This is a genomic window from Pseudocitrobacter vendiensis (assembly GCF_943590815.1).
In the GTDB taxonomy this organism is placed as follows: domain Bacteria; phylum Pseudomonadota; class Gammaproteobacteria; order Enterobacterales; family Enterobacteriaceae; genus Pseudocitrobacter; species Pseudocitrobacter vendiensis.
The window spans coordinates 74,722-95,111 of sequence record NZ_CALSBS010000001.1; the positions used below are offsets into that span (position 1 = coordinate 74,722).

The 20,390-nt window shown below is 55.3% G+C and carries 20 protein-coding genes; 9 read left to right on the forward strand and 11 right to left on the reverse strand.

Annotated elements, in window-relative coordinates; all coding sequences use genetic code 11:
- Window positions 1-82: 82 nt before the first annotated feature.
- Genes fepC through fepD form a run of 3 tightly spaced genes read right to left on the reverse strand, consistent with a single transcriptional unit; the run spans window position 83 to window position 2,879 of the window.
- Window positions 83-886, reverse strand: coding sequence for an iron-enterobactin ABC transporter ATP-binding protein (gene fepC, locus NMC31_RS00315; protein WP_253896590.1), 804 nt, complete (start codon window positions 884-886; stop codon window positions 83-85).
- Window positions 883-1,875 carry an iron-enterobactin ABC transporter permease gene (gene fepG / locus NMC31_RS00320; RefSeq protein WP_253896591.1) on the reverse strand — a complete coding sequence of 331 codons (993 nt, stop codon included), beginning with the start codon at window positions 1,873-1,875 and terminating at the stop codon, window positions 883-885. The genes fepC and fepG overlap by 4 nt, the downstream gene beginning before the upstream one ends.
- Entirely contained in the window at window positions 1,872-2,879 is a 1,008-nt protein-coding gene (gene fepD, locus NMC31_RS00325; RefSeq protein WP_253896593.1) for a Fe(3+)-siderophore ABC transporter permease, read from the reverse strand. The genes fepG and fepD overlap by 4 nt, the downstream gene beginning before the upstream one ends.
- A gap of 112 nt (window positions 2,880-2,991) precedes the next feature.
- Here fepD and entS point away from each other — a divergent pair, with 112 nt between their 5' ends.
- Window positions 2,992-4,233, forward strand: a complete 1,242-nt coding sequence (entS, locus tag NMC31_RS00330) for an enterobactin transporter EntS (RefSeq protein WP_253896595.1) — start codon at window positions 2,992-2,994, stop codon at window positions 4,231-4,233.
- 105 nt (window positions 4,234-4,338) lie between these two features.
- On the opposite strand, the gene fepB is transcribed toward entS, so the two are convergent.
- Window positions 4,339-5,304: a Fe2+-enterobactin ABC transporter substrate-binding protein gene (fepB, locus tag NMC31_RS00335; RefSeq protein WP_436649062.1), complete on the reverse strand. Its 966-nt coding sequence runs from the start codon at window positions 5,302-5,304 to the stop codon at window positions 4,339-4,341.
- Window positions 5,305-5,551: 247 nt separating this feature from the next.
- Between fepB and entC the strand changes: the two genes are divergently transcribed.
- The 7 genes from entC to NMC31_RS00370 all read left to right on the forward strand — a co-directional run bounded on the left by entC (window position 5,552) and on the right by NMC31_RS00370 (window position 13,112).
- Window positions 5,552-6,727: an isochorismate synthase EntC gene (gene entC, locus NMC31_RS00340; RefSeq protein WP_253896597.1), complete on the forward strand. Its 1,176-nt coding sequence runs from the start codon at window positions 5,552-5,554 to the stop codon at window positions 6,725-6,727.
- A gap of 9 nt (window positions 6,728-6,736) precedes the next feature.
- Window positions 6,737-8,347, forward strand: a complete 1,611-nt coding sequence (gene entE / locus NMC31_RS00345; RefSeq protein ID WP_253896598.1) for a (2,3-dihydroxybenzoyl)adenylate synthase EntE — start codon at window positions 6,737-6,739, stop codon at window positions 8,345-8,347.
- 13 nt (window positions 8,348-8,360) lie between these two features.
- The gene (locus NMC31_RS00350) at window positions 8,361-9,215 is read left to right on the forward strand and encodes an isochorismatase (protein ID WP_253896599.1); all 855 of its coding nucleotides are present in this window, start codon (window positions 8,361-8,363) and stop codon (window positions 9,213-9,215) included.
- On the forward strand, window positions 9,215-9,970 hold the full coding sequence (gene entA, locus NMC31_RS00355) for a 2,3-dihydro-2,3-dihydroxybenzoate dehydrogenase EntA (protein ID WP_253896600.1): 756 nt from the start codon (window positions 9,215-9,217) through the stop codon (window positions 9,968-9,970). The genes NMC31_RS00350 and entA overlap by 1 nt, the downstream gene beginning before the upstream one ends.
- Window position 9,971: 1 nt before the next feature.
- The gene (gene entH / locus NMC31_RS00360; RefSeq protein WP_015965415.1) at window positions 9,972-10,385 is read left to right on the forward strand and encodes a proofreading thioesterase EntH; all 414 of its coding nucleotides are present in this window, start codon (window positions 9,972-9,974) and stop codon (window positions 10,383-10,385) included.
- 280 nt (window positions 10,386-10,665) lie between these two features.
- Entirely contained in the window at window positions 10,666-12,771 is a 2,106-nt protein-coding gene (gene cstA / locus NMC31_RS00365) for a pyruvate/proton symporter CstA (protein ID WP_253896601.1), read from the forward strand.
- Between the two features lie 143 nt (window positions 12,772-12,914).
- Window positions 12,915-13,112 (forward strand): YbdD/YjiX family protein, encoded by a 198-nt coding sequence (locus tag NMC31_RS00370; protein ID WP_015965413.1) that lies wholly within the window; start codon window positions 12,915-12,917, stop codon window positions 13,110-13,112.
- Here the strand turns inward: NMC31_RS00370 and NMC31_RS00375 are convergent.
- The 3 genes from NMC31_RS00375 to NMC31_RS00385 form a co-directional block, all read right to left on the reverse strand.
- Complete coding sequence (locus NMC31_RS00375) at window positions 13,109-13,513, reverse strand: helix-turn-helix domain-containing protein (protein WP_253896602.1); 405 nt, start codon at window positions 13,511-13,513, stop codon at window positions 13,109-13,111. The genes NMC31_RS00370 and NMC31_RS00375 overlap by 4 nt on opposite strands.
- On the reverse strand, window positions 13,494-13,787 hold the full coding sequence (locus NMC31_RS00380; RefSeq protein WP_253896603.1) for a type II toxin-antitoxin system RelE family toxin: 294 nt from the start codon (window positions 13,785-13,787) through the stop codon (window positions 13,494-13,496). Before NMC31_RS00380 ends, NMC31_RS00375 begins: the two co-directional genes overlap by 20 nt.
- Window positions 13,788-13,971: 184 nt before the next feature.
- Complete coding sequence (locus tag NMC31_RS00385; RefSeq protein ID WP_253896604.1) at window positions 13,972-15,060, reverse strand: oxidoreductase; 1,089 nt, start codon at window positions 15,058-15,060, stop codon at window positions 13,972-13,974.
- A 114-nt stretch (window positions 15,061-15,174) separates the two neighbouring features.
- Here NMC31_RS00385 and NMC31_RS00390 point away from each other — a divergent pair, with 114 nt between their 5' ends.
- Window positions 15,175-16,335, forward strand: a complete 1,161-nt coding sequence (locus NMC31_RS00390; RefSeq protein WP_253896605.1) for a pyridoxal phosphate-dependent aminotransferase — start codon at window positions 15,175-15,177, stop codon at window positions 16,333-16,335.
- On the opposite strand, the gene NMC31_RS00395 is transcribed toward NMC31_RS00390, so the two are convergent.
- From NMC31_RS00395 to dsbG, 4 genes are all read right to left on the reverse strand, one after another.
- Window positions 16,336-16,962, reverse strand: a complete 627-nt coding sequence (locus NMC31_RS00395; RefSeq protein WP_253896606.1) for an IbrB-like domain-containing protein — start codon at window positions 16,960-16,962, stop codon at window positions 16,336-16,338. It lies immediately after the preceding gene.
- On the reverse strand, window positions 16,947-18,170 hold the full coding sequence (locus NMC31_RS00400; protein ID WP_253896607.1) for a phosphoadenosine phosphosulfate reductase: 1,224 nt from the start codon (window positions 18,168-18,170) through the stop codon (window positions 16,947-16,949). The genes NMC31_RS00395 and NMC31_RS00400 overlap by 16 nt, the downstream gene beginning before the upstream one ends.
- A gap of 153 nt (window positions 18,171-18,323) precedes the next feature.
- A complete protein-coding gene (citR, locus tag NMC31_RS00405) occupies window positions 18,324-19,235 on the reverse strand; it encodes a DNA-binding transcriptional repressor CitR (protein WP_253896608.1) in 912 nt (303 codons plus the stop codon).
- 203 nt (window positions 19,236-19,438) lie between these two features.
- On the reverse strand, window positions 19,439-20,185 hold the full coding sequence (gene dsbG / locus NMC31_RS00410) for a thiol:disulfide interchange protein DsbG (RefSeq protein ID WP_253896609.1): 747 nt from the start codon (window positions 20,183-20,185) through the stop codon (window positions 19,439-19,441).
- Window positions 20,186-20,390: the final 205 nt, after the last annotated feature.

Sequence of the window (20,390 nt, forward strand, 5' to 3'; positions counted from 1 at the left end):
GAGCATTTGCCGGATGCGGTGCATCCGGTCTACCAATCTACACTCACGTAGGCCCGGTAAGCGCAGCGCCACTGGGCAAATCTCAGGTGCGCCCCGTTCGCCCTAGCGGCACTACCAACGGTGTTCCGGCGACCGGGTCTTCAATGATCAGGCATTTTAAACCGTAAACCTGCTCAATAAGCTCTGCGGTGACGATTTCACCCGGAGCGCCTTCCGCTACAATCTTTCCTTCCTTCAATGCAATTAAATGTGTGGCGTAACGGCAGGCCTGATTGAGGTCGTGCAATACGGCCGCCAGCGTGTAACCCTGTTGGCGATTGAGTTCGCTTAGTAGCTCCAGCAGGTCGATTTGATGGCTAATATCAAGCCAGGTGGTCGGCTCATCCAGCAGCATAATGGCCGTTTCCTGCGCCAGCACCATTGCTATCCACACGCGCTGGCGTTGACCCCCCGAAAGCGTATCGACGCTTTGACTGGCGAGATTTGTCACGCCAGTGGCCTGCATCGCGTTCGCCACGGCACGTTCATCCTCCTCACGCCAGCGGGTAAACAGCGGCTGATGCGGATAGCGCCCGCGCGCGACCAGTTCCTGTACGGTGATATCGCCAGGCGTGGTGGCGTTTTGCGCCAGTAACCCAATGCGACGCGCCACTTCTTTACTGGCATAATGCTGTATGTGCTCACCATCGAGAAAAACATGCCCCTGCGTGGGCGTCATCAAACGGCTGAGCGTGCGCAGTAGCGTAGATTTGCCGCAGCCGTTGGGGCCTATAATGGCGGTGAAATGGCCGTTGGGAATGGTGACGTTAAGGTTTTCCGCAATCGTCTTTTTGCCATAGGCCAGTGTTAACTGTTCACCGCGTAAACGGGGCTGAGAAACGGTCATTTTTTGCGGGACTCCTGAATAAGCAACACAATGAGGTAAATACCGCCCAGGCTGACGGTCACGACGCCAACCGGAAGCTGATAAGGCAGGAACAGCTGCTGCGCGCAAAAATCGGCAGCGGATAACAGCAGGGCGCCACACAGTGCTGCCTGCATCAGACCCCAGCGCGCCGTGCCGCTGAGGCGACGGGCGATGTGCGGCGCAACCAGTGCGATAAAGGAAATTGGCCCTGCCAGCGCAGTGGATGCCGCGGTCAGGATGACGGCAACAAACATCATCAGCAGGCGTGAGAATTCTACGCGAACGCCAAGCGCGCAGGCGGTGTCATCACCCATCTCCAGTAACCGCAGACGGCGGACCAGCAGAGCGGCGCAGACCAGCATTACGATAATAATCGGCACCGATGGCCAGGCTTTTGCCCAGGTCAGGCCATTGAGCGAGCCCGCATACCACAGCCCGGCGGAAATCGCGGTTTCCAGTGACGCGCGTAACAGCAGCCAGGTATTGAAGGCCATCAACATGGCTCGCACGCCGATGCCAATGATAATAAGCCGGAAGGTATCAATTCCGTCACGCCAGGCCAGCAGCCAGACAATCAATGCGGTCAGAACACCGCCCGCCATCGCGGCGACCGCAATGGCGGTGAGGTGCTGATCGAAGAACACCATGGCGACCAGTACGCCACTCCATGCGCCGGTATTAAAGCCCATGACGTCGGGGCTGCCGAGCGGGTTACGCATCAGCGATTGAAAGATAGCGCCGCTGACGCCGAGCGCTGCGCCAATGACCAGCGCCATGATCACCCGCGGAAGACGCCATTCGGTCACCACCATGGTGATAGCGCGTGGAGCATCGCCAAATAACGCGGAGATCACCTGGCTAAACTCCAGGGTGACCGCACCGCTGCGAAGACTCCAGAACATCACCAACAGACAAGCGGCCGCCAGTAGCAGGCAGGTTGTCACTAAACGACGAGACGGGGTTATCATCGGCCACCTCCCGCGCGCTGGCGACGCACCAGGAAGATAAGCACCGGCGCACCGATAAAGGCGCTGACGACCGAGACGCGCATCTCACCGGGCACAATTAAGCGGCCCATAATATCGGCGAATAGCAGCAGGGAAGGGGTTGCCAGCAACGTAACAGGCAACGATCTCCGGTGATCGGCCCCTACCAGCCAGCGAGAAATATGCGGCATCATCAGGCCAATAAAGGCGATCGGACCAACAACCGCCGTGACGCTGCCGCACAGGACGGTGATGATCAACAGACCGAAAATTTGTGTGCGCGCCACTTTGCTGCCGAGAGCGGTGGCGGTGTCGGTGCCGAGACTCAGGCTGTTCAGCGCCCGGCTGAGCATCAGGGCGGCGATCCCGGCAATGAGTACCGGGACCAGTACCACTTTCAGGGTGGTAAAAGTGCGGATTTCCAGCGAGCCCGCTTGCCAGAAGCGCAGTTGGTCGTATACGTCAGGGTTGAGGAGAGCGATGCCGCTGGTTAAGCCTTCGAGCACCGCCGCCAGCGCGACACCCGCCAGCGTCAGGCGAACGGGGCTCAACTGGCCGCCGCCCTGACTGCCGGTAAAGGCCACAATCAATGACGCGACAAACGCGCCGCAAAAGGCCATGACCAGTTGCTGTTCCGGTGAGGCAATGCCAAGTAGTGCTGCACCCAGCACGATGGCAAAACTGGCCCCGGCGTTGACGCCGAGCAGGCCGGGGTCTGCCAGCGGGTTACGGGTGAGCGTTTGCATCAATGCTCCGGCCAGGCCCAGCGCGCCGCCCACCAGTAATCCAGCCAGTGTACGGGGTAGACGGGCATCAAGCACGATAGTGCAGTCCGCACTCTGACAGGTGCCGCTAAAGGCATCGACAACCACGGAAACAGGAAGCGCTTTCGCGCCGATAAGTAAGCTGAGTGTTACTGCGAGAAGTAGCAGCAAAAACAAACCGGGCAGCGCAACGGCGCGCAGCGCGGTAGTGGAAAACGACATAACACATCCCTGAAGTTGATAATGATAGTAATTATCGTTATCTATCTTATTCGTTTATGTTAGCATGTGCGCCCACGAAAATGGTATGAAAAAAAAGCATCAAGGCGCTGTAATGAATCGACAATCCTGGCTGCTGAACCTTAGCCTGCTCAAAACGCATCCGGCCTTTCGTGCCGTTTTTATCGCCCGATTTATCTCTATTCTCTCTCTGGGGCTCCTCGGTGTTGCCGTCCCGGTCCAGATCCAAATGATGACCCACTCCACCTGGCAGGTGGGGCTTTCCGTCACGCTTACCGGCGGGGCGATGTTTATCGGTCTGATGGTCGGCGGCGTGCTGGCCGACCGGTACGAGCGCCGCAAGTTGATTCTGCTGGCGCGAGGTACCTGCGGCATCGGTTTTATTGGCCTGTGGCTGAATGCTCTGCTGCCGGAACCGTCGCTAATTGCCATCTATTTGCTGGGACTGTGGGATGGCTTCTTTGCTTCGCTGGGTGTCACGGCATTACTGGCGGCGACGCCGGTGCTGGTCGGACGCGAGAATTTAATGCAGGCCGGGGCGATCACCATGCTAACAGTGCGTCTGGGCTCGGTGATTTCCCCGATGGTCGGCGGCCTGCTGCTTGCGTCCGGGGGCGTTTCCTGGAACTACCTGCTGGCGGCGCTGGGCACCTTTATTACCACGCTGACTCTGCTACGCCTGCCGCAATTGCCCCCTCCGCCACAGCAGCGTGAACATCCGCTGGCTTCGCTGGTGGCGGGGTTCCGCTTTCTTCTTGCCAGCCCGTTGATTGGCGGCATTGCCCTGCTGGGCGGTTTGCTGACCATGGCGAGTGCGGTGCGTGTGCTTTATCCGGCGCTGGCGCTGAACTGGCAGATGTCGGCGGCGCAAATTGGCCTGCTGTATGCGGCAATCCCGTTGGGCGCGGCGTTTGGCGCGCTGACCAGCGGCAATCTGGCACGCCATGAGCGGCCTGGGCGCATTATGCTGTTTTCTAGCGTGGCAGCATTTGTGGCGATTGGTCTGTTTGCGCTGATGCCGATGTGGGCACTGGGCGTGGTGTGTCTGGCGCTGTTTGGCTGGCTGAGCGCGATTAGCTCGCTGTTGCAGTACACCCTCATTCAGACGCAAACGCCGGAATCGATGCTCGGACGTATCAATGGATTATGGACGGCGCAGAACGTGACGGGCGATGCCATTGGCGCGGCGTTACTCGGCGGATTAGGGGCAATTCTGACGCCGATTGCATCGGCCAGCGCCAGCGGTTGGGCGCTGGCAATTGTTGGCGTTATCCTGCTCGGCTTGTTGACCGAGCTGCGACGTTTCCGCCAGCAGCCGGTGATTGTTGAAGGGTAAGCGCTCTGTGCGGTTGCCCGGTGGCGCTGCGCTTACCGGGCCTACAAGGTGCAGGTGCGGCCGGTAATACCCGTACATGTTGCCAGGCCGCTATGCGGCAAAACGTTACTTCGCGCTAAACAGCGCAGACAACCGCTCCAGCACCAGCATCGCACTGTAGTAATCGAGTCGGAAGGTTTCGGTACCCAAAGCATAAACCTGCTTTTGCTGTACCGCAGGCAAATGAGATAGCAGGGGGTTGGCATAGATAGCATCGCTATCTTTCTGGTCACCCGCGAACAGGAACAGGCTTTTGCCGTTCAGGCCCGTTGCCAGATTTTCCCCGCCAAGTTGAATAATATCGTGACGTTTCCCCTGACTCTGGCTGGCGTGTAAACCTTCAGGCAGCGTCGCAAGCGTAAAGCCCAGTTGTTCCAGCAGCTTGCCCTGCGCCGACTCCGGCGTCCACAGGTTGGCGCTGTGCGCGGCGGCAGTGTAAACCATGGCGCTCACCGGCTGTGGCGGCAGGGTGATGTGCTGTTTCACCTCGGCGAGTTTTTTATCAAAGCGTGCAATACGGGCGCTCGCTTCTTTTTCCTGGCCGGTGATGTGCCCAAGCTGCGTCAGCAGTTCCTGCCAGCTTTTATCGTCATAGTTGATGATAAGCGTGGGCGCGATAGGGGAAAGCTGGTCGTAGAGCGCCAGCGCCGAGTCACCACCGGTGGCGCTGATCAGAATTAAATCCGGCATTTGTGCGGCGACGGCTTCCGCGCTGGGTTCACCAATATAGAGACGCGCCAGTTTGCGCTGTTTCGCCACCTCGCTCCACTGACGCAGGAAACCCTGACCGTCGGCCACACGGTTGTTCGGCGTGGTGGCCCCGCTGGCAATCACCGGCGCATCAATCGCCAGCAATGAACCGGTCAGCGTGACACTGGTGGAGACAATGCGTGCTGGCTTGTGTTCAAGCGTGAGCGTGCCACGGCTGTCGCTGACCTGGCGAGGCCAGTCGGCGGCGGTAGCTGAGGATAGTCCTAAAAGGCTGACAAAGCACAACAGCAACGTTTTGTGGTGCAGGGAGAAAAAGTTCACAGCGCGGTATCCTGTTTATGGTGTGGTGAATGCTTCTCATTTTCAATCATTGTGCCTGCTGGATGCAAGTCCATGAAGAAATACCGTAAACAGCGCGAGGTTTAGCGCATTTGTACGGCAAAGCCGTCCATTGAGCACAACTTACTACCCCGTGCAGTTGACATACGAAGCATTTACTTTTAGGTTACCGAGCGAAAATATAAATGATAATTATTCGTAATATCTTTATCGTTTTTTGGAGGATGATATGGAAACGTCACTGGCTGTGGATACGAACGAGCAGCAAGAAACACTCTGCGCGGATAACTTCTTCTTTATGTCGCCTTACCGGAGCTTCACTGCCACCGGTTGTTTTCGTCGTTTTTCCTGCCCGGCGGCGGGTGGCGATGCCCTGAACAGTCCTTTCCAGCAACAACTTGCCGCCGCATTTGCCGAGGCGAAAGCAGCGGGAATCGAAAAGCCGGTGATGGTTGGCGCGATCCCTTTCGATACCAACCAACCCTCTTCGCTCTTTATCCCGAAACAGTGGCAATCCTTCTCGCGCACCGGGAAGCAGCACTCTGCGCGTTATATCGCATCGGCCTCGCCGGTTGGCGTTACTGAACGCCGCGAAATTCCGCAGCAGCCGGTGTTTATGGAGATGGTCGCACGCGCCGCGGCGCTGACCGTCACACCGCAGGTCGATAAGGTTGTGCTCTCGCGTCTGATTGAAATCGCCACCGATCGCCCGCTGGACAGCGGTGTACTGCTGGAGCGCCTGGTCGCACAAAACCCGGCGAGCTTTAACTTCCATGTGCCGCTGGAGAACGGTGGCGTGCTGCTGGGCGCGAGCCCTGAACTGCTGCTGCGTAAAGAGGGGAGTCATTTCAGCTCTCTGCCGCTGGCCGGTTCCGCGCGTCGTCAACCGGATGATGTGCTGGACAGGGAAGCGGGCAACAAGCTGCTGGCATCGGAAAAAGATCGCCACGAACACGAACTGGTGACCCAGGCGATGAAAGCCACGCTGGCACCACGCAGCCGCTCGCTGTCGCTGCCGGAAACCCCGCAGTTGATTACCACACCAACCCTTTGGCATCTGGCGACACCGATTGAAGGCGAGGCGAATCCGGTGGAAAACGCGCTGTCTCTGGCATGCTTGCTGCATCCGACGCCTGCCCTGAGCGGTTTCCCGCATCTGGCGGCGAAGCAAATCATTGCCGAACTGGAGCCTTTCGAACGCGACCTGTTCGGCGGCATTGTGGGCTGGTGCGATGCCGAAGGAAACGGCGAGTGGGTGGTCACTATCCGCTGCGCTGAAGTGAATGCGAACAAAGTGCGTCTGTTTGCCGGAGCCGGCATTGTGCCTGCTTCTTCTCCCGAAGCGGAGTGGCGTGAAACGGGCGTGAAGCTTTCCACCATGTTGAACGTTTTTGGTTTGCAGTAAGGAGCAACGATGTCTGTGGAATTTACCCGCTGGCCAGCGGACCTGGCGGCACGCTACCGTGAAAAAGGCTACTGGCAGGATCTGCCGCTGACCGATATTTTGACCCGCCATGCGAATAGCGATGCCGTTGCGGTCATTGATGGCGAACGTGAAATCACCTATCGCCAGCTTAATCAGGCGGTCGATAACCTGGCATCGGCGCTTCAGCGCCAGGGGCTGAAACAGGGTGAAACGGCACTGGTACAGCTTGGCAATATCGTCGAGTTCTATATGACGCTGTTTGCGCTGCTGCGGATTGGCGTCGCGCCAGTGAATGCGCTGTTCAGCCATCAGCGCACCGAGCTGAATGCTTATGCCGATCAAATCGAACCGTCGCTGCTGATTGCCGACCGCGCCCATGCTCTGTTTGCCGATGACAGTTTCCTGAACACCTTTATCGAAACCCATCCATCAGTACGTGTGGTGCTGCTGCGTGGCGGGGAAGGTGAGCACTCACTTGATGCGGCGCTGACGCAGGCGGCGGATAACTTCAGCGCCACGCCTACGCCTGCCGATGAAGTGGCGTTCTTCCAGCTTTCCGGCGGCAGCACCGGTACGCCGAAGCTGATTCCGCGTACGCATAACGATTACTACTACAGCATTCGCCGCAGTAATGAAATCTGCAATTTCACCCCGGAAACCCGCTTCCTGTGCGCGATTCCATCGGCGCACAACTATGTCATGAGCTCGCCGGGTGCGCTGGGTGTGTTCCTGGCCGAAGGCACTGTAGTGCTGGCCGCCGACCCGAGCGCCACCCTCTGTTTCCCGCTGATTGAAAAGCATCAGGTGAATGTGGCTGCGCTGGTGCCGCCAGCCGTCAGCTTGTGGTTACAGGCTATCGCCGAGTGGGGCAGCAATACGTCGCTGCGTTCGCTGAAGCTGCTGCAGGTGGGCGGGGCGCGGCTTTCCGCTACGCTTGCCGCACGTATTCCGGCAGAAATTGGCTGCCAGTTACAGCAAGTCTTCGGCATGGCGGAAGGGCTGGTGAACTACACCCGGCTGGATGATTCCCTGGAACGCATCATCAATACCCAGGGCCGCCCGATGTGTCCTGACGATGAAGTGTGGGTGGCTGATGAAAACGGCGAACCGCTGCCGCGTGGCGAAGTCGGTCGACTGATGACGCGTGGGCCCTATACCTTCCGCGGTTACTACAAAAGCCCGCAGCACAACGCCAGCGCCTTTGATGCTAACGGTTTTTATGGTTCCGGCGATCTCATCTCCATTGATGAAGAGGGCTATATCACCGTTCAGGGGCGTGAAAAAGATCAGATCAACCGTGGCGGCGAGAAGATCGCCGCCGAAGAGATAGAAAACCTGCTGCTCAGGCATGAGTCGGTTGTCCACGCCGCGCTGGTCAGCATGGAAGACGATCTGATGGGGGAAAAAAGCTGCGCGTATTTGGTGGTGAAAGAACCGCTGCGCGCCGTTCAGGTTCGTCGTTTCCTGCGTGAGCAGGGCGTTGCTGATTTTAAATTGCCGGATCGCGTCGAGTGTGTGGATGAACTGCCGCTGACCCACGTCGGTAAAGTCGATAAAAAACAACTGCGTCAGTGGCTGGCTTCCCGCGCGCTGTGCTGAAGGAGAGAACAGAATGGCTATTCCAAAATTAAAGGGTTACCCACTGCCGACGGCAATGGAGCTTCCGGATAACAAAGTGAGCTGGGCGTTTGAGCCTGAGCGCGCGGCGCTGCTTATCCATGATATGCAGGAATATTTCCTCAACTTCTGGGGCGATAACAGCGAAATGATGGAAACCGTGGTAGCGAATATCGCTGCGCTGCGTGATTTCTGTAAAAAGAATAATATTCCGGTCTACTACACCGCCCAGCCGAAAGAGCAGAGCGATGAAGATCGCGCCCTGCTGAATGATATGTGGGGGCCTGGCCTGACCCGTTCGCCTGAGCAGCAAAAAATTGTTGCCGCGCTGGCGCCAGACGAAGCGGATACGGTGCTGGTAAAGTGGCGCTACAGCGCGTTCCACCGCTCGCCGCTGGAGCTGATGCTGAAAGAGACGGGCCGCAATCAACTGATCATTACCGGCGTGTATGCGCACATTGGCTGCATGACCACCGCGACCGACGCGTTCATGCGTGATATCAAGCCGTTCTTTGTCGCTGACGCGCTGGCGGACTTCAGCCGTGAAGAGCATTTGATGTCGCTGAACTATGTCGCCGGGCGCAGTGGTCGCGTGGTAATGACGGATGAACTGCTCCCTTCCATTCCAGCCAGCAAATCCGCACTGCGAACGCTGGTGCTGCCGCTGCTGGATGAATCCGACGAGCCGATGGATGATGAGAACCTGATCGACTACGGCCTGGATTCCGTGCGCATGATGGCGCTGGCGGCGCGCTGGCGTAAGGTGTACGGCGATATCGATTTTGTGATGCTGGCGAAAAACCCGACGATTGATGCCTGGTGGGCGCTGCTTTCCCGCGAGGTGAAGTGATGAGCGGCTTCGATTTCAACGGCAAAACGGTGTGGGTCACCGGCGCGGGCAGAGGCATTGGTTTTGCTACTGCGCAGGCGTTTGTCGAGGCTGGCGCAACGGTGGTGGGGTTTGATCTCGCTTTTGCCGACGAGGTGTATCCTTTTACCACGCAGGCGCTGGATGTTTCTGATGCGCGTCAGGTGGCAGAGGTGTGTGAGCGCCTGCTCGCGACCACGCCGCGTCTTGACGTGCTGGTAAATGCGGCCGGTATTCTGCGCATGGGGGCGACAGATGCATTGAGCATTGACGACTGGCAGCAGACTTTTGCGGTCAACGTCGGCGGCGCATTCAACCTCTTTCAGCAGACCATGGCGACGTTCCGCCAGCAGCAGGGTGGGGCGATTGTTACCGTGGCATCCGACGCCGCGCATACGCCGCGTATCGGCATGAGCGCCTACGGCGCGTCGAAAGCGGCGCTGAAAAGCCTGGCGCTCACGGTGGGCCTCGAACTGGCGGGTTCCGGCGTGCGCTGTAATCTGGTCTCGCCGGGATCGACGGATACCGATATGCAGCGCGGAATGTGGCAAAGCGACGATGCCGAACAGCAGCGTATTCGCGGCTTCGGCGAACAATTTAAACTCGGCATTCCGCTGGGGAAAATCGCACAACCGCAGGAAATTGCTAACACAGTGCTGTTCCTCGCCTCTGATTACGCCAGCCATATCACGTTGCAGGACATCGTGGTTGACGGCGGCTCGACGCTGGGGGCCTGAGATGATCTGGAAACGTCATTTATCGCTCGAAGAACTCAACGCTACCAGCCTGAATACGATGGTGGCGCATCTGGGGATTGTTTACACCCATCTCGGGGATGACATTCTCGAAGCGGAAATGCCGGTGGATGCGCGCACTCATCAGCCGTTTGGCCTGCTGCACGGTGGCGCCTCGGCGGCGCTGGCTGAAACGCTGGGGTCGATGGCAGGTTTTATGATGACTCGCGACGGTCAGTGTGTGGTAGGAACAGAACTTAACGCCTCACATCACCGCCCGGTCTCACAGGGTAAAGTGCGCGGTGTCTGCCGCCCGCTGCATTTAGGTCGGCAAAGCCAAAGCTGGGAAATCGTCGTGTTCGATGAACAAGGACGACGCTGCTGCACCTGCCGTTTGGGGACGGCGGTGATCGGCTAGATTAGCACTGAATTGCCCGATGGCGCTGCGCTTATCGGGCCTACGGTTTGTGGAAATTCGTAGGCCGGGAAAGCGAAAGCGCCACCCGGCAAACCCGCGACAGACTTCACTCATCCTGCTTGTTTTTACACTTCTTTTCGCCACTAAAGTGATCCCGTTAACAATGTGATGTAAATACGTAGTGTTCTTGTTGTACTTATTGGTTTCTGAGTTGTTAAATCAAACCTGTTTATACAGAAATAAAATGTAACATTCTCAGCGACTCACACGGACAACATCTATGAACAATTCAGGGAAATACCTCACATGGGCATTGCTCTCCATTGTCGGAGCGTTTGCCCTGGGCTACATAGCCCTCAATCGTGGTGAACAGATTAACGCCCTTTGGATAGTGGTGGCGTCAGTTTGTATCTATCTGATTGCTTATCGTTTTTATGGCCGCTATATCGCCAAAAATGTGCTGGCGGTTGACCCAACGCGTATGACGCCTGCCGTGCGTCATAACGATGGGCTGGATTATGTACCGACCGACAAGAAAGTGCTGTTCGGTCACCATTTTGCGGCGATTGCCGGGGCGGGGCCGCTGGTGGGCCCGGTGCTGGCGGCGCAGATGGGGTATCTGCCCGGGATGATCTGGATCCTCGCGGGCGTGGTGCTTGCCGGTGCGGTGCAGGATTTTATGGTGCTTTTTGTCTCCACGCGCCGCGATGGTCGTTCACTGGGTGAACTGGTGAAGGAGGAGATGGGGCCAACCGCCGGGGTTATCGCGTTGATTGCCACCTTTATGATCATGGTGATTATTCTGGCGGTACTGGCGATGATCGTGGTGAAAGCCCTGACACACAGCCCATGGGGAACCTACACCGTAGCGTTTACCATTCCGCTGGCGCTGTTTATGGGGATCTACATTCGCTATCTGCGCCCGGGGCGCATTGGCGAAGTCTCCGTCATTGGCCTGTTCTTCCTGATATTTGCCATTATTTCTGGCGGTTGGGTGGCAGAAAGTGAAACCTGGGCACCGTGGTTTGATTTCACAGGTGTCCAGTTGACCTGGATGCTGGTGGGCTATGGTTTCGTGGCGGCGGTATTGCCGGTGTGGTTGCTGCTGGCGCCGCGTGATTACCTTTCTACCTTCCTGAAAATCGGTACCATTGTTGGGCTGACTGTTGGCATTCTGATTATGCGCCCGACGCTGACCATGCCTGCACTGACCAAGTTTGTCGATGGCACCGGCCCGGTGTGGACCGGCAACCTGTTCCCATTCCTGTTTATCACCATCGCCTGTGGCGCGGTGTCGGGCTTCCATGCGCTGATTGCTTCAGGCACCACGCCGAAGATGCTGGCGAATGAAGGCCAGGCGTGCCTGATTGGCTATGGCGGGATGTTGATGGAATCCTTCGTCGCGATTATGGCGCTGGTTTCTGCCTGTATCATCGACCCGGGTGTCTATTTTGCGATGAATAGCCCGATGGCGATGCTGGCGCCGGCAGGCACTGTCGATGTGGTGGCTTCTGCTGCACAGGTGGTGAGTAGCTGGGGCTTTACGGTGACGCCGGAAACCCTGAACCATATTGCCAATGAAGTGGGTGAGCAGTCGATTATCTCGCGTGCGGGCGGTGCGCCGACGCTGGCAGTCGGCATGGCGTACATTCTGCACGGCGCGCTTGGCGGCCTGATGGATGTGTCATTCTGGTATCACTTCGCTATTTTGTTTGAAGCGCTGTTTATCCTGACGGCGGTGGACGCCGGTACCCGTGCGGCGCGCTTTATGTTGCAGGATCTGCTGGGCGTCATTAACCCGAACCTGAAGAGGACGGACTCGCTGCCCGCAAACCTGCTGGCGACGGCGCTTTGCGTGCTGGCGTGGGGCTACTTCCTCCACCAGGGCGTGGTTGACCCGTTAGGCGGGATTAACACCCTGTGGCCGCTGTTTGGTATCGCTAACCAGATGCTGGCAGGTATGGCGCTGATGCTGTGCGCGGTGGTACTGTTTAAGATGAAACGCCAACGCTATGCGTGGGTGGCACTGGTGCCAACGGCCTGGCTGCTGGTATGTACGCTGACGGCTGGCTGGCAGAAAGCGTTCAGCCCGGACGTGCGTGTGGGCTTCCTGGCTATCGCCAATAAATTCCAGGCGATGATCGACAGCGGGGCGATTCCGCCGCAGTACACGGAATCCCAGTTGGCTCAACTGGTGTTTAACAACCGTCTGGATGCTGGCCTGACCATCTTCTTTATGGTAGTGGTTGTGGTGCTGGCGCTGTTCTCGATTAAGACCGCACTGGCGGCTCTGAAAGAGGACAAACCGACGGCGAAAGAAACGCCTTATGAGCCAATGCCGGAAAACCTGGAAGAGATTGTGACCCAGGCGAAAGGGGCGCATTGATAGATGCCCTCACCCTAACCCTCCCCCTCAGGGAGAGGGGACCGACCGAGCTCATTGTGACATTTGCGTCGGTTTTCGCCCTCTCCCTGTGGGAGAGGGCGGGGTGAGGGGAACAAAACGCACCAACTCAACGAGAATTCACCATGTTCGACACATTATCAAAAGCAGGAAAATATTTAGGCCAGGCCGCAAAAATGATGATTGGCGTGCCGGATTACGACAACTATGTCGAGCATATGCGTGTTACACACCCTGACCAGACGCCAATGACCTATGAAGAGTTTTTCCGCGATCGTCAGGATGCTCGCTACGGCGGAAAAGGTGGCGCGCGCTGCTGTTAACCCTCTTTTGGCAGATACAGGCTGATTTGTTCCTGTTTACAGCCGTAAATTGCCGCCAGTTTCTCACGCGTGCGTTTTTGCGGGCGGGATTCAGGAGATTCGAGTTGTGATACGGCAGACTGGCTAATACCCAGTTTCTCCGCCACGTCCTTTTGTGATAAGCCGCAATGTATGCGCCAGGCCGCCTGTAAGCTTACGCCTTCTTTATCCATGATGTCGCACACGATTCCGGGCAGACTGGTGTTGTCATCGTCATCATGTTCGCAGGGGATATCTTCCCATTCATCGTCATCGTCGCTTGTGGACTCAGCCAGTTGCAAACGCAGGCGATAATATTCGTCGTAAGGGATCACAACGTACTGCGGTTTCCCGTTTTCATCCTTAATTAGCTGAATAGCCATAGGGTGCCTTCTCCTCGTGCAGATATGTCGTCGTAGTTCTGCGCTTCACGGCCACAATGTAGCAGGTGTTTTCGTCGTCTATCACCGTAAAAACAATGCGATAGTCGCCCACGCGCAGGCGATAGTGGTCCTTTGGTGTAGAAAGCTTAACGAGATCGGGCATCGGTGCGTTTCGGTCATTTAACGCCATTATCTTCTCAGTGACCTTTAGCCGATATCTCACATCAATGCTGTCTAACTGCCGCCTTGCCACTCTTGACCAGGTAATAATCATCCTGTACCTCCACTGTACGCTTACGTTTTTAATAAGTAAAATATAAGTTTATTAGAAAATAAAAATTTTCTAATAAACGCTACGATAAGCAAGATTAGGGAGAGGGGGAAGGGGCAAAAGGCAAGGCTTCGCGCAGGTTCGCAAAAGCCTCTGTCAACTGACAGAAGCTTGCACATGCAGTGGATTAACCGGCGAAGTTTTCTACTTTTTCAAAGGCCGCAAATAGCGTGTCTGGCGTGAGTTCGACGGGCAGGAAATGAATGGATTCCACCGGGCGCAGCGTGTGGGCGATGACCTTATCCAGCTCTTCTCGGTTGTGAATATCCACCTCAAGCTGCGCAAGCGTAGTGGGTAAATGGAAGCGCTTGTAGGCATGAATCAGTTGCGCCAGTACATCGTCCTGGCCGAGCAGGGCGCTTTGAACCAGAATGCCGTAAGCGACTTTGGTGCCGTGGAGAAACTTCTCCGTCTGGGGCAGTACGGTGAGGCCGTTATGCACCGCATGCGCTGCGGCAACGCGGGTGAAGCGCTCGCCCAGGCCGCCAACCATACCGCCGCCCGCGATGATGGCATCCACTACGTCGCGAAAGGCCTGTGTTACGTTTCCTTGCTGCTGATCAATGAGCGCCTGCTCGCTGCTATCGAGAAGCACATCCCGAATCGCCAGCGCGCCATTAATGCCCAGGCGTACTGTCAGCGGCAGCGTTTCCGGTTGCGGGGCGAGAACCACGGCTTCGTACCATTTTGCTAAGGTATCGCCAATGCCTGCCAGCAGATATTCCGCCGGCGCGTTGAGGATAATGCGCGGCTCGACCAGCACCAGGAAGTTTGCATCGTCGAAAATTTCAAAATGCAGCGCCTGACCGGCATCGTTATACCACACGGAAAGCGGCGTCCACGCGGCGCAAGTCGCGGCGATAGTTGGGATAGCGACAAACGGTAAATTCAGTCGGCGTGCAACGGCTTTCACCGTATCAAGCAACGCGCCGCCGCCTACGCCAATGACAACGCTATGGTTATCGCCAGCCTGTGCGACCAGTGCGTTCACATCCCGTTCGCTACAGTGGCCGGTGAACAAAATCTGCGTAGCGCCCGGCGCGCTGGCGCATTCCGGCAGATAAGGGCGTGCGCCTGCAATGGCTTTTTCACCGTAAATCCATATTGCGCGGGAGAGTTGCTCCGGGCTGAAAAAATCGTTGAGACGTTGCAGGCTGTCGGGGTGCGAGAAGTAGTTAGCGGGGCCGGGGACCACGCGAATATCTGTTTGATTCATAGATGTTGTGCCTCAGGGTATTATTGTTTTATAGACGTCTAAACGTCTTGATTGCCAAATACTAACATCGTGTTATAGTGGCTTCAACACTGCATCACAGATGGAACAACAATAATGACGCACAACCCACTGATCCCACAGAGTAAATTACCCAATCTCGGTACCACGATTTTCACGCAAATGAGTGCACTGGCGCTTAAACATCAGGCGATTAATTTGTCGCAGGGTTTCCCTGATTTTGACGGTCCGCGTTATTTACAGGAGCGACTGGCGTATCACGTTGCCGCAGGCGCGAACCAGTATGCGCCGATGACCGGCGTACAGGCGCTGCGTGAGGCCATTGCCGAAAAGACCGGCTCGCTATATGGCTACACCCCAGACGCCAATAGCGATATCACCGTGACGGCGGGCGCGACAGAAGCACTTTATGCGGCAATTACTGCCCTGGTGCGCCCAGGCGATGAGGTCATCTGTTTTGACCCGAGCTATGACAGCTATGCGCCAGCGGTGGAGCTGTCGGGTGGCGTCCTCAAGCGCATTGCATTGCAGCCGCCACATTTTCGTGTCGATTGGGCGGCGTTTCACGCATTGCTGAGCGATAAAACGCGTCTGGTTATTCTTAATACGCCGCACAATCCTTCAGCCACCGTCTGGCATGCGGCTGACTTTTCCGCACTCTGGCAGGCGATTGCGGAGCGGGAAATCTACGTGCTGAGCGATGAAGTTTACGAACATATCTGCTTTGATACGCAGGGCCACGCCAGCGTGCTGGCGCATCCGCAACTGCGTGAACGGGCTATCGCGGTGTCCTCGTTTGGTAAAACCTATCATATGACGGGCTGGAAGGTTGGCTACTGCATTGCACCCGCGGCGATAAGCGCCGAATTGCGTAAAGTGCATCAGTATTTGACCTTTGCGGTTAATACCCCGGCGCAGCTGGCATTGGCGGATATGCTGCGCGCGCAGCCGGAGCACTATCGCCAGTTGCCCACGTTTTACCGTGAGCGACGAGATCTGTTTATTGAAGCATTGAGAGAAAGTCGACTGGAAATTCTGCCCTGTGAAGGAACCTACTTCCTGCTGGCCGATTACAGCGCTATCTCTGATATGGACGATGTGAGCTTCTGCCAGTGGCTAACCACTGAAGTGGGCGTTGCTGCTATTCCGCTATCGGTTTTTTGCGCCGATCCGTTCCCGCACAAACTTATTCGCCTGTGCTTTGCCAAGCAGGAATCGACGCTGCTGGCGGCGGCAGAACGCTTGCGCCAGCTCTGATTATTTAACGGTCCAGGCCTGTGAGAAATTACGATCGCCAAACATTTCGAGCAGGCCGTTAATTTGCTTCAGACGCAGCACTTCGTCGCTGTCCATCCCCAGTTCTTTGCTGATTCTCTCTTCATTCCAGCCCAAACGCGCCAGTTCCAGCACGATATCTGACATGGCATTAATCTGATGCCGCCCACGCGCGCGGTTATGACGCACGGTTGCTGCCATACGTGAAGGTAGCGTGGTGCTGCGACTGTCGATACTGGTGACCGGCAGGTAGCCCTTAAACTGCTTTTTTAAACCCGCTTTGCTGCTGGCAAGCGCAAATCGATGAAATCCATCAACTATTTCGTATTGATGGTCATTTTTTTTCATCACGACAAGCGGTTGCGTAAAACCGTCCGCCTCCAGCGATTTTTGCAGCAGCCGCTTTTCCGGCGGCGCCATGTTATTCGGGTTATAGGCGTTTGGCGTAATCTGTTCCTCTTTGACCCAAACGACACAATCAACAGGCTGATCGTTAAACGGGCTGACACCGTGCAGCGCCTGGCGAAAGTGATTGATCGCCTCTACGCGGGCGTCAAAATCAAGCGATTGTAGCCAGGTGGTCATATCATTAATTAATCGTTGTTGCACAGAATCCCCCATTGTTGACGTTTTTGGTGCATCCGTTCGCGGTAGCGCTGATAGTGCATAGACTTTGTCGGGCTAAAAGAGAGCGCCCGACACCAGTAGTCGTTGTTTAACATGACCTTGCAGATACGTCGCCAGGACGGGATATCTTTTGAGCCGACATCGCCCTCCTGGCTGTCCGGAATATCCTCCATGCCCTGTTTTTGATACCAGTGCAGGTAGACCGCGATTTTATTGCGATAATGTTCGGCGGTGGTTTGCGGCATGCTTTGCAGCAGAAACATCGCGTAGCTGCGCCAGGTGTGATGCGCGGGCTTTTCGAGTTTTCGGTGACCGTAAAACTGATTGTCGCGCCCGGCGTATACCCCGCCGCTGTGTACGCCGCTCACACGCTGACACATAGCGGCCCAGCGTTCCGGCTCCAGCACATGATAGAGCCACAGCCCCTGGCGCTGTTCCGGCCCGAAGGGTTCACAAATGCGCATATTGCGGGGTGGTACGCCTGCCTGATACATCAGGTTATACAACGGGTTGTAACAGTGCTTTGTGCGCGCGAACCACGTCCAGATATCCGCTGTTTTCCAGTCGTACAGAGGATAAACATTCCAGGCATGGCCCCCGGGTGCGGCAGTTGTCCAGGGTTTGTCATCGGCAAAACGTTGCTTGCGTTGTGAAGAAATGGTCAGGAATCGGTTATAGGATTCATCGGCGCGGATCCCAATCAGCATGGCTGCCGGGCGCTGCTGTGAAAACCACTCCGCAAAGCTTTGCACAAAGCTTTCGAAAGTGCAGCCCTGATGATAAAACGGAAATATTGTCGGGTCGGTTATCGCGCCTTCTGGGGGCTGCCGTACCCATTGTGCGCCGGGTTCCCAGCATTGCCATTCGGGTTCAAACTGGGTAAGGGCATTTTGTGTAGTAAGGGGAATCGCCACCCAATAGAAATTCTCGATAACATCCTGATAGAGATCGCGCATGCGTTCGCAATGGGTGATGGTACTGGAAAACTGCGCCTCCCAGTCGATAAAGAGGACGCTGATTTTCTTGCCCATTTCTCGCGCCAGTAGCGCGGTAATATGGAGCATGACCGTGGAATCTTTACCGCCAGAGAATGAGACGCAAACACGGGGAAAATTCTGTAAGGCCCAGGCTGCGCGATGCTGGCTGGCTTCCAGCACAGTACAGGATAATGGGACCTTTGATAACGACATTGTCGGCAATCCTTGCGAAATAGGTAATATGATTTTTTACTATCATATAACGACAAGGATGCCGAAGGTAATATTTTAATTAATGGTTACCGTAAGATACATTTGTTGCAGGGGATGTATTCTGGATAAGAATACATACCCACAATCAATTTATTAAAGTGATTTATTGTTTGTCGCAATTTTTTCTATCACTTTGGCAAATGATGGCGTATTCATCGACGAACGATTATAGATAGTATATATCATTATCGAAGGTAATGGTTCAGGCGTGATAATCTCTTTGAGCTTACTGTTTTCACCCAAATAATCGAAAAGTTCACGCGGAATGATGCCAATTAAATCGGTTTTCTGAATAATGTTGACCATACCAATAAGTGAATTAGTGCGTAATCCTGTGCGCCTTCCCTGGTACTGTTCATCTACTTCTGACTGATAACCTTTAATGCCGGGTTCGTCCGTCGTGTAAGTTGCGAAACGTTCAAGAAGAATCTCTTCCCGCGTTGCCTGTTCCCCCAAACGAGGGTGATCCTCGCGGCAGACTAAAACCGTCGGCACCTCTTTAAAAGGTTCGCAGACCACCGAACGGTTAATGATAGGCGAGGTGCTTAAAACCAAATCTGCCTTTCTGTAACTCATTAAATCTTCTATGTTATCGGATGTTGCGACGTAATCGTAATGGGCGACTTCAATGCTGGGGTCGTCCAGCAAATGTGTCACGATATTGATAATAGGGCCAGAGATGAAAATTTGCGGGCCATAAATGACAAAGCGTTTCGTGAGCTCTGAATGGCTCATGATATTGATGGTTTTTTCCAGCTGATTCAGGTTATCCGCGAGGTGATGATGCAGATTAACGCCAACCGTAGTCGGCGTGATCCCTTTGCCGGAACGCACGAACAATGGGTCGTTGAGCTGAATGCGCAAGCGCTGTAATGACTGGCTGACGGCGGACGGGGTAATAAACAGCGTCTCGGCGGCTTTACTGATGCTGAGATGTTGATAAATGCATTCAAAAATAACTAATAAGTTAAGATCGAATCGCTTTAGATCATAGAGGTTAGCCATTATGTTGTCCTTGTTTCGGCGCAGGCTGCAGTGAAGGCACCATTGCGCTCCTGTACCGCGAAGATTATTAACATTCCATGTTTTCGTAAAACTAAAAGCACCTTACATCCTGACTTAATATATATCAGAAAATAGTGTTTTACTACTGATCCTAGAAAACAAGGTGATTGATATTTTATTTTTATACAATCACCTTGCGTTAATTACTCTTCGCCCATCATGACCTTCAATTTTTGGGCATCAGGCAGGCCGACGACCTGCTGTAACTGGCCTTCTTTATTCATATAGTAAATGGCTGGGGTGACGTTTGCGCCCAGGTCATCCATCAGTTTTTGGTTTTCATTTAACGTGCGCATCGCATCGGCAGCGGGCGTAGCGGGCAGCGTGAGCTTCAGTTTTCCACCGGATTGCTCATAGTCATGCCAGGTTTTGGCGGGATCTTTCGTCGCCAGGATTGCGGCGGCGGTGTCCGGGCTTTCAGGCTTGATGACGCCAACCAGCAGCGTACGAAGTTGAACTTTTCCTGAATCTACCCACGGGCGCGCCTGTTGCCAGAACTGTTTGCAATACGGGCAGAAGGGATCGGCGAAAACATACAGAATGATCGGCGCATCTTTTTTACCGTCCAGTAACCACGTGCTTTTTTCCATACGCTTCCACATTTCCTGCCCGGCCGGGGTATAAATCTCTTTCTGGAACAACTGCTCGCTGAGATTTTGCCCTTTCTCATCATACATATAGCCGGAAATGGCGTGTTTGCCGTCTGGTGTCACGTAGATAGCCACGCCCATATCCTGATATTTACCGAGATAGCCTTTCATGCCTGCGGGCGCATCAAACGGCTTTATGATGGTAATACCCTGTTTTTCGATGGCTTTTACCGGGGCAGGGAGTTCTTCCGCATGGGCGAGCAAAGGGAGGAGAGTAAGGAGTAAAGAACGTTTTAGCATAGAAAATCTCTGTAAAATCAGTCCGTAAGATGAAAGGAATGGTGTAGCCTATCACAACCATAGATAAGACCAACCGAGGGTGGATTGCCCTTTAAAGGGTAGGGTGATGTAATCCCCTGGCTGTTACAACCTTTGTTAAGGTAATGTAGAGCGCAACATATAGCCAGCCTGGCTGGCGCTGAATCCACCGACGGGTGTTCAGGTA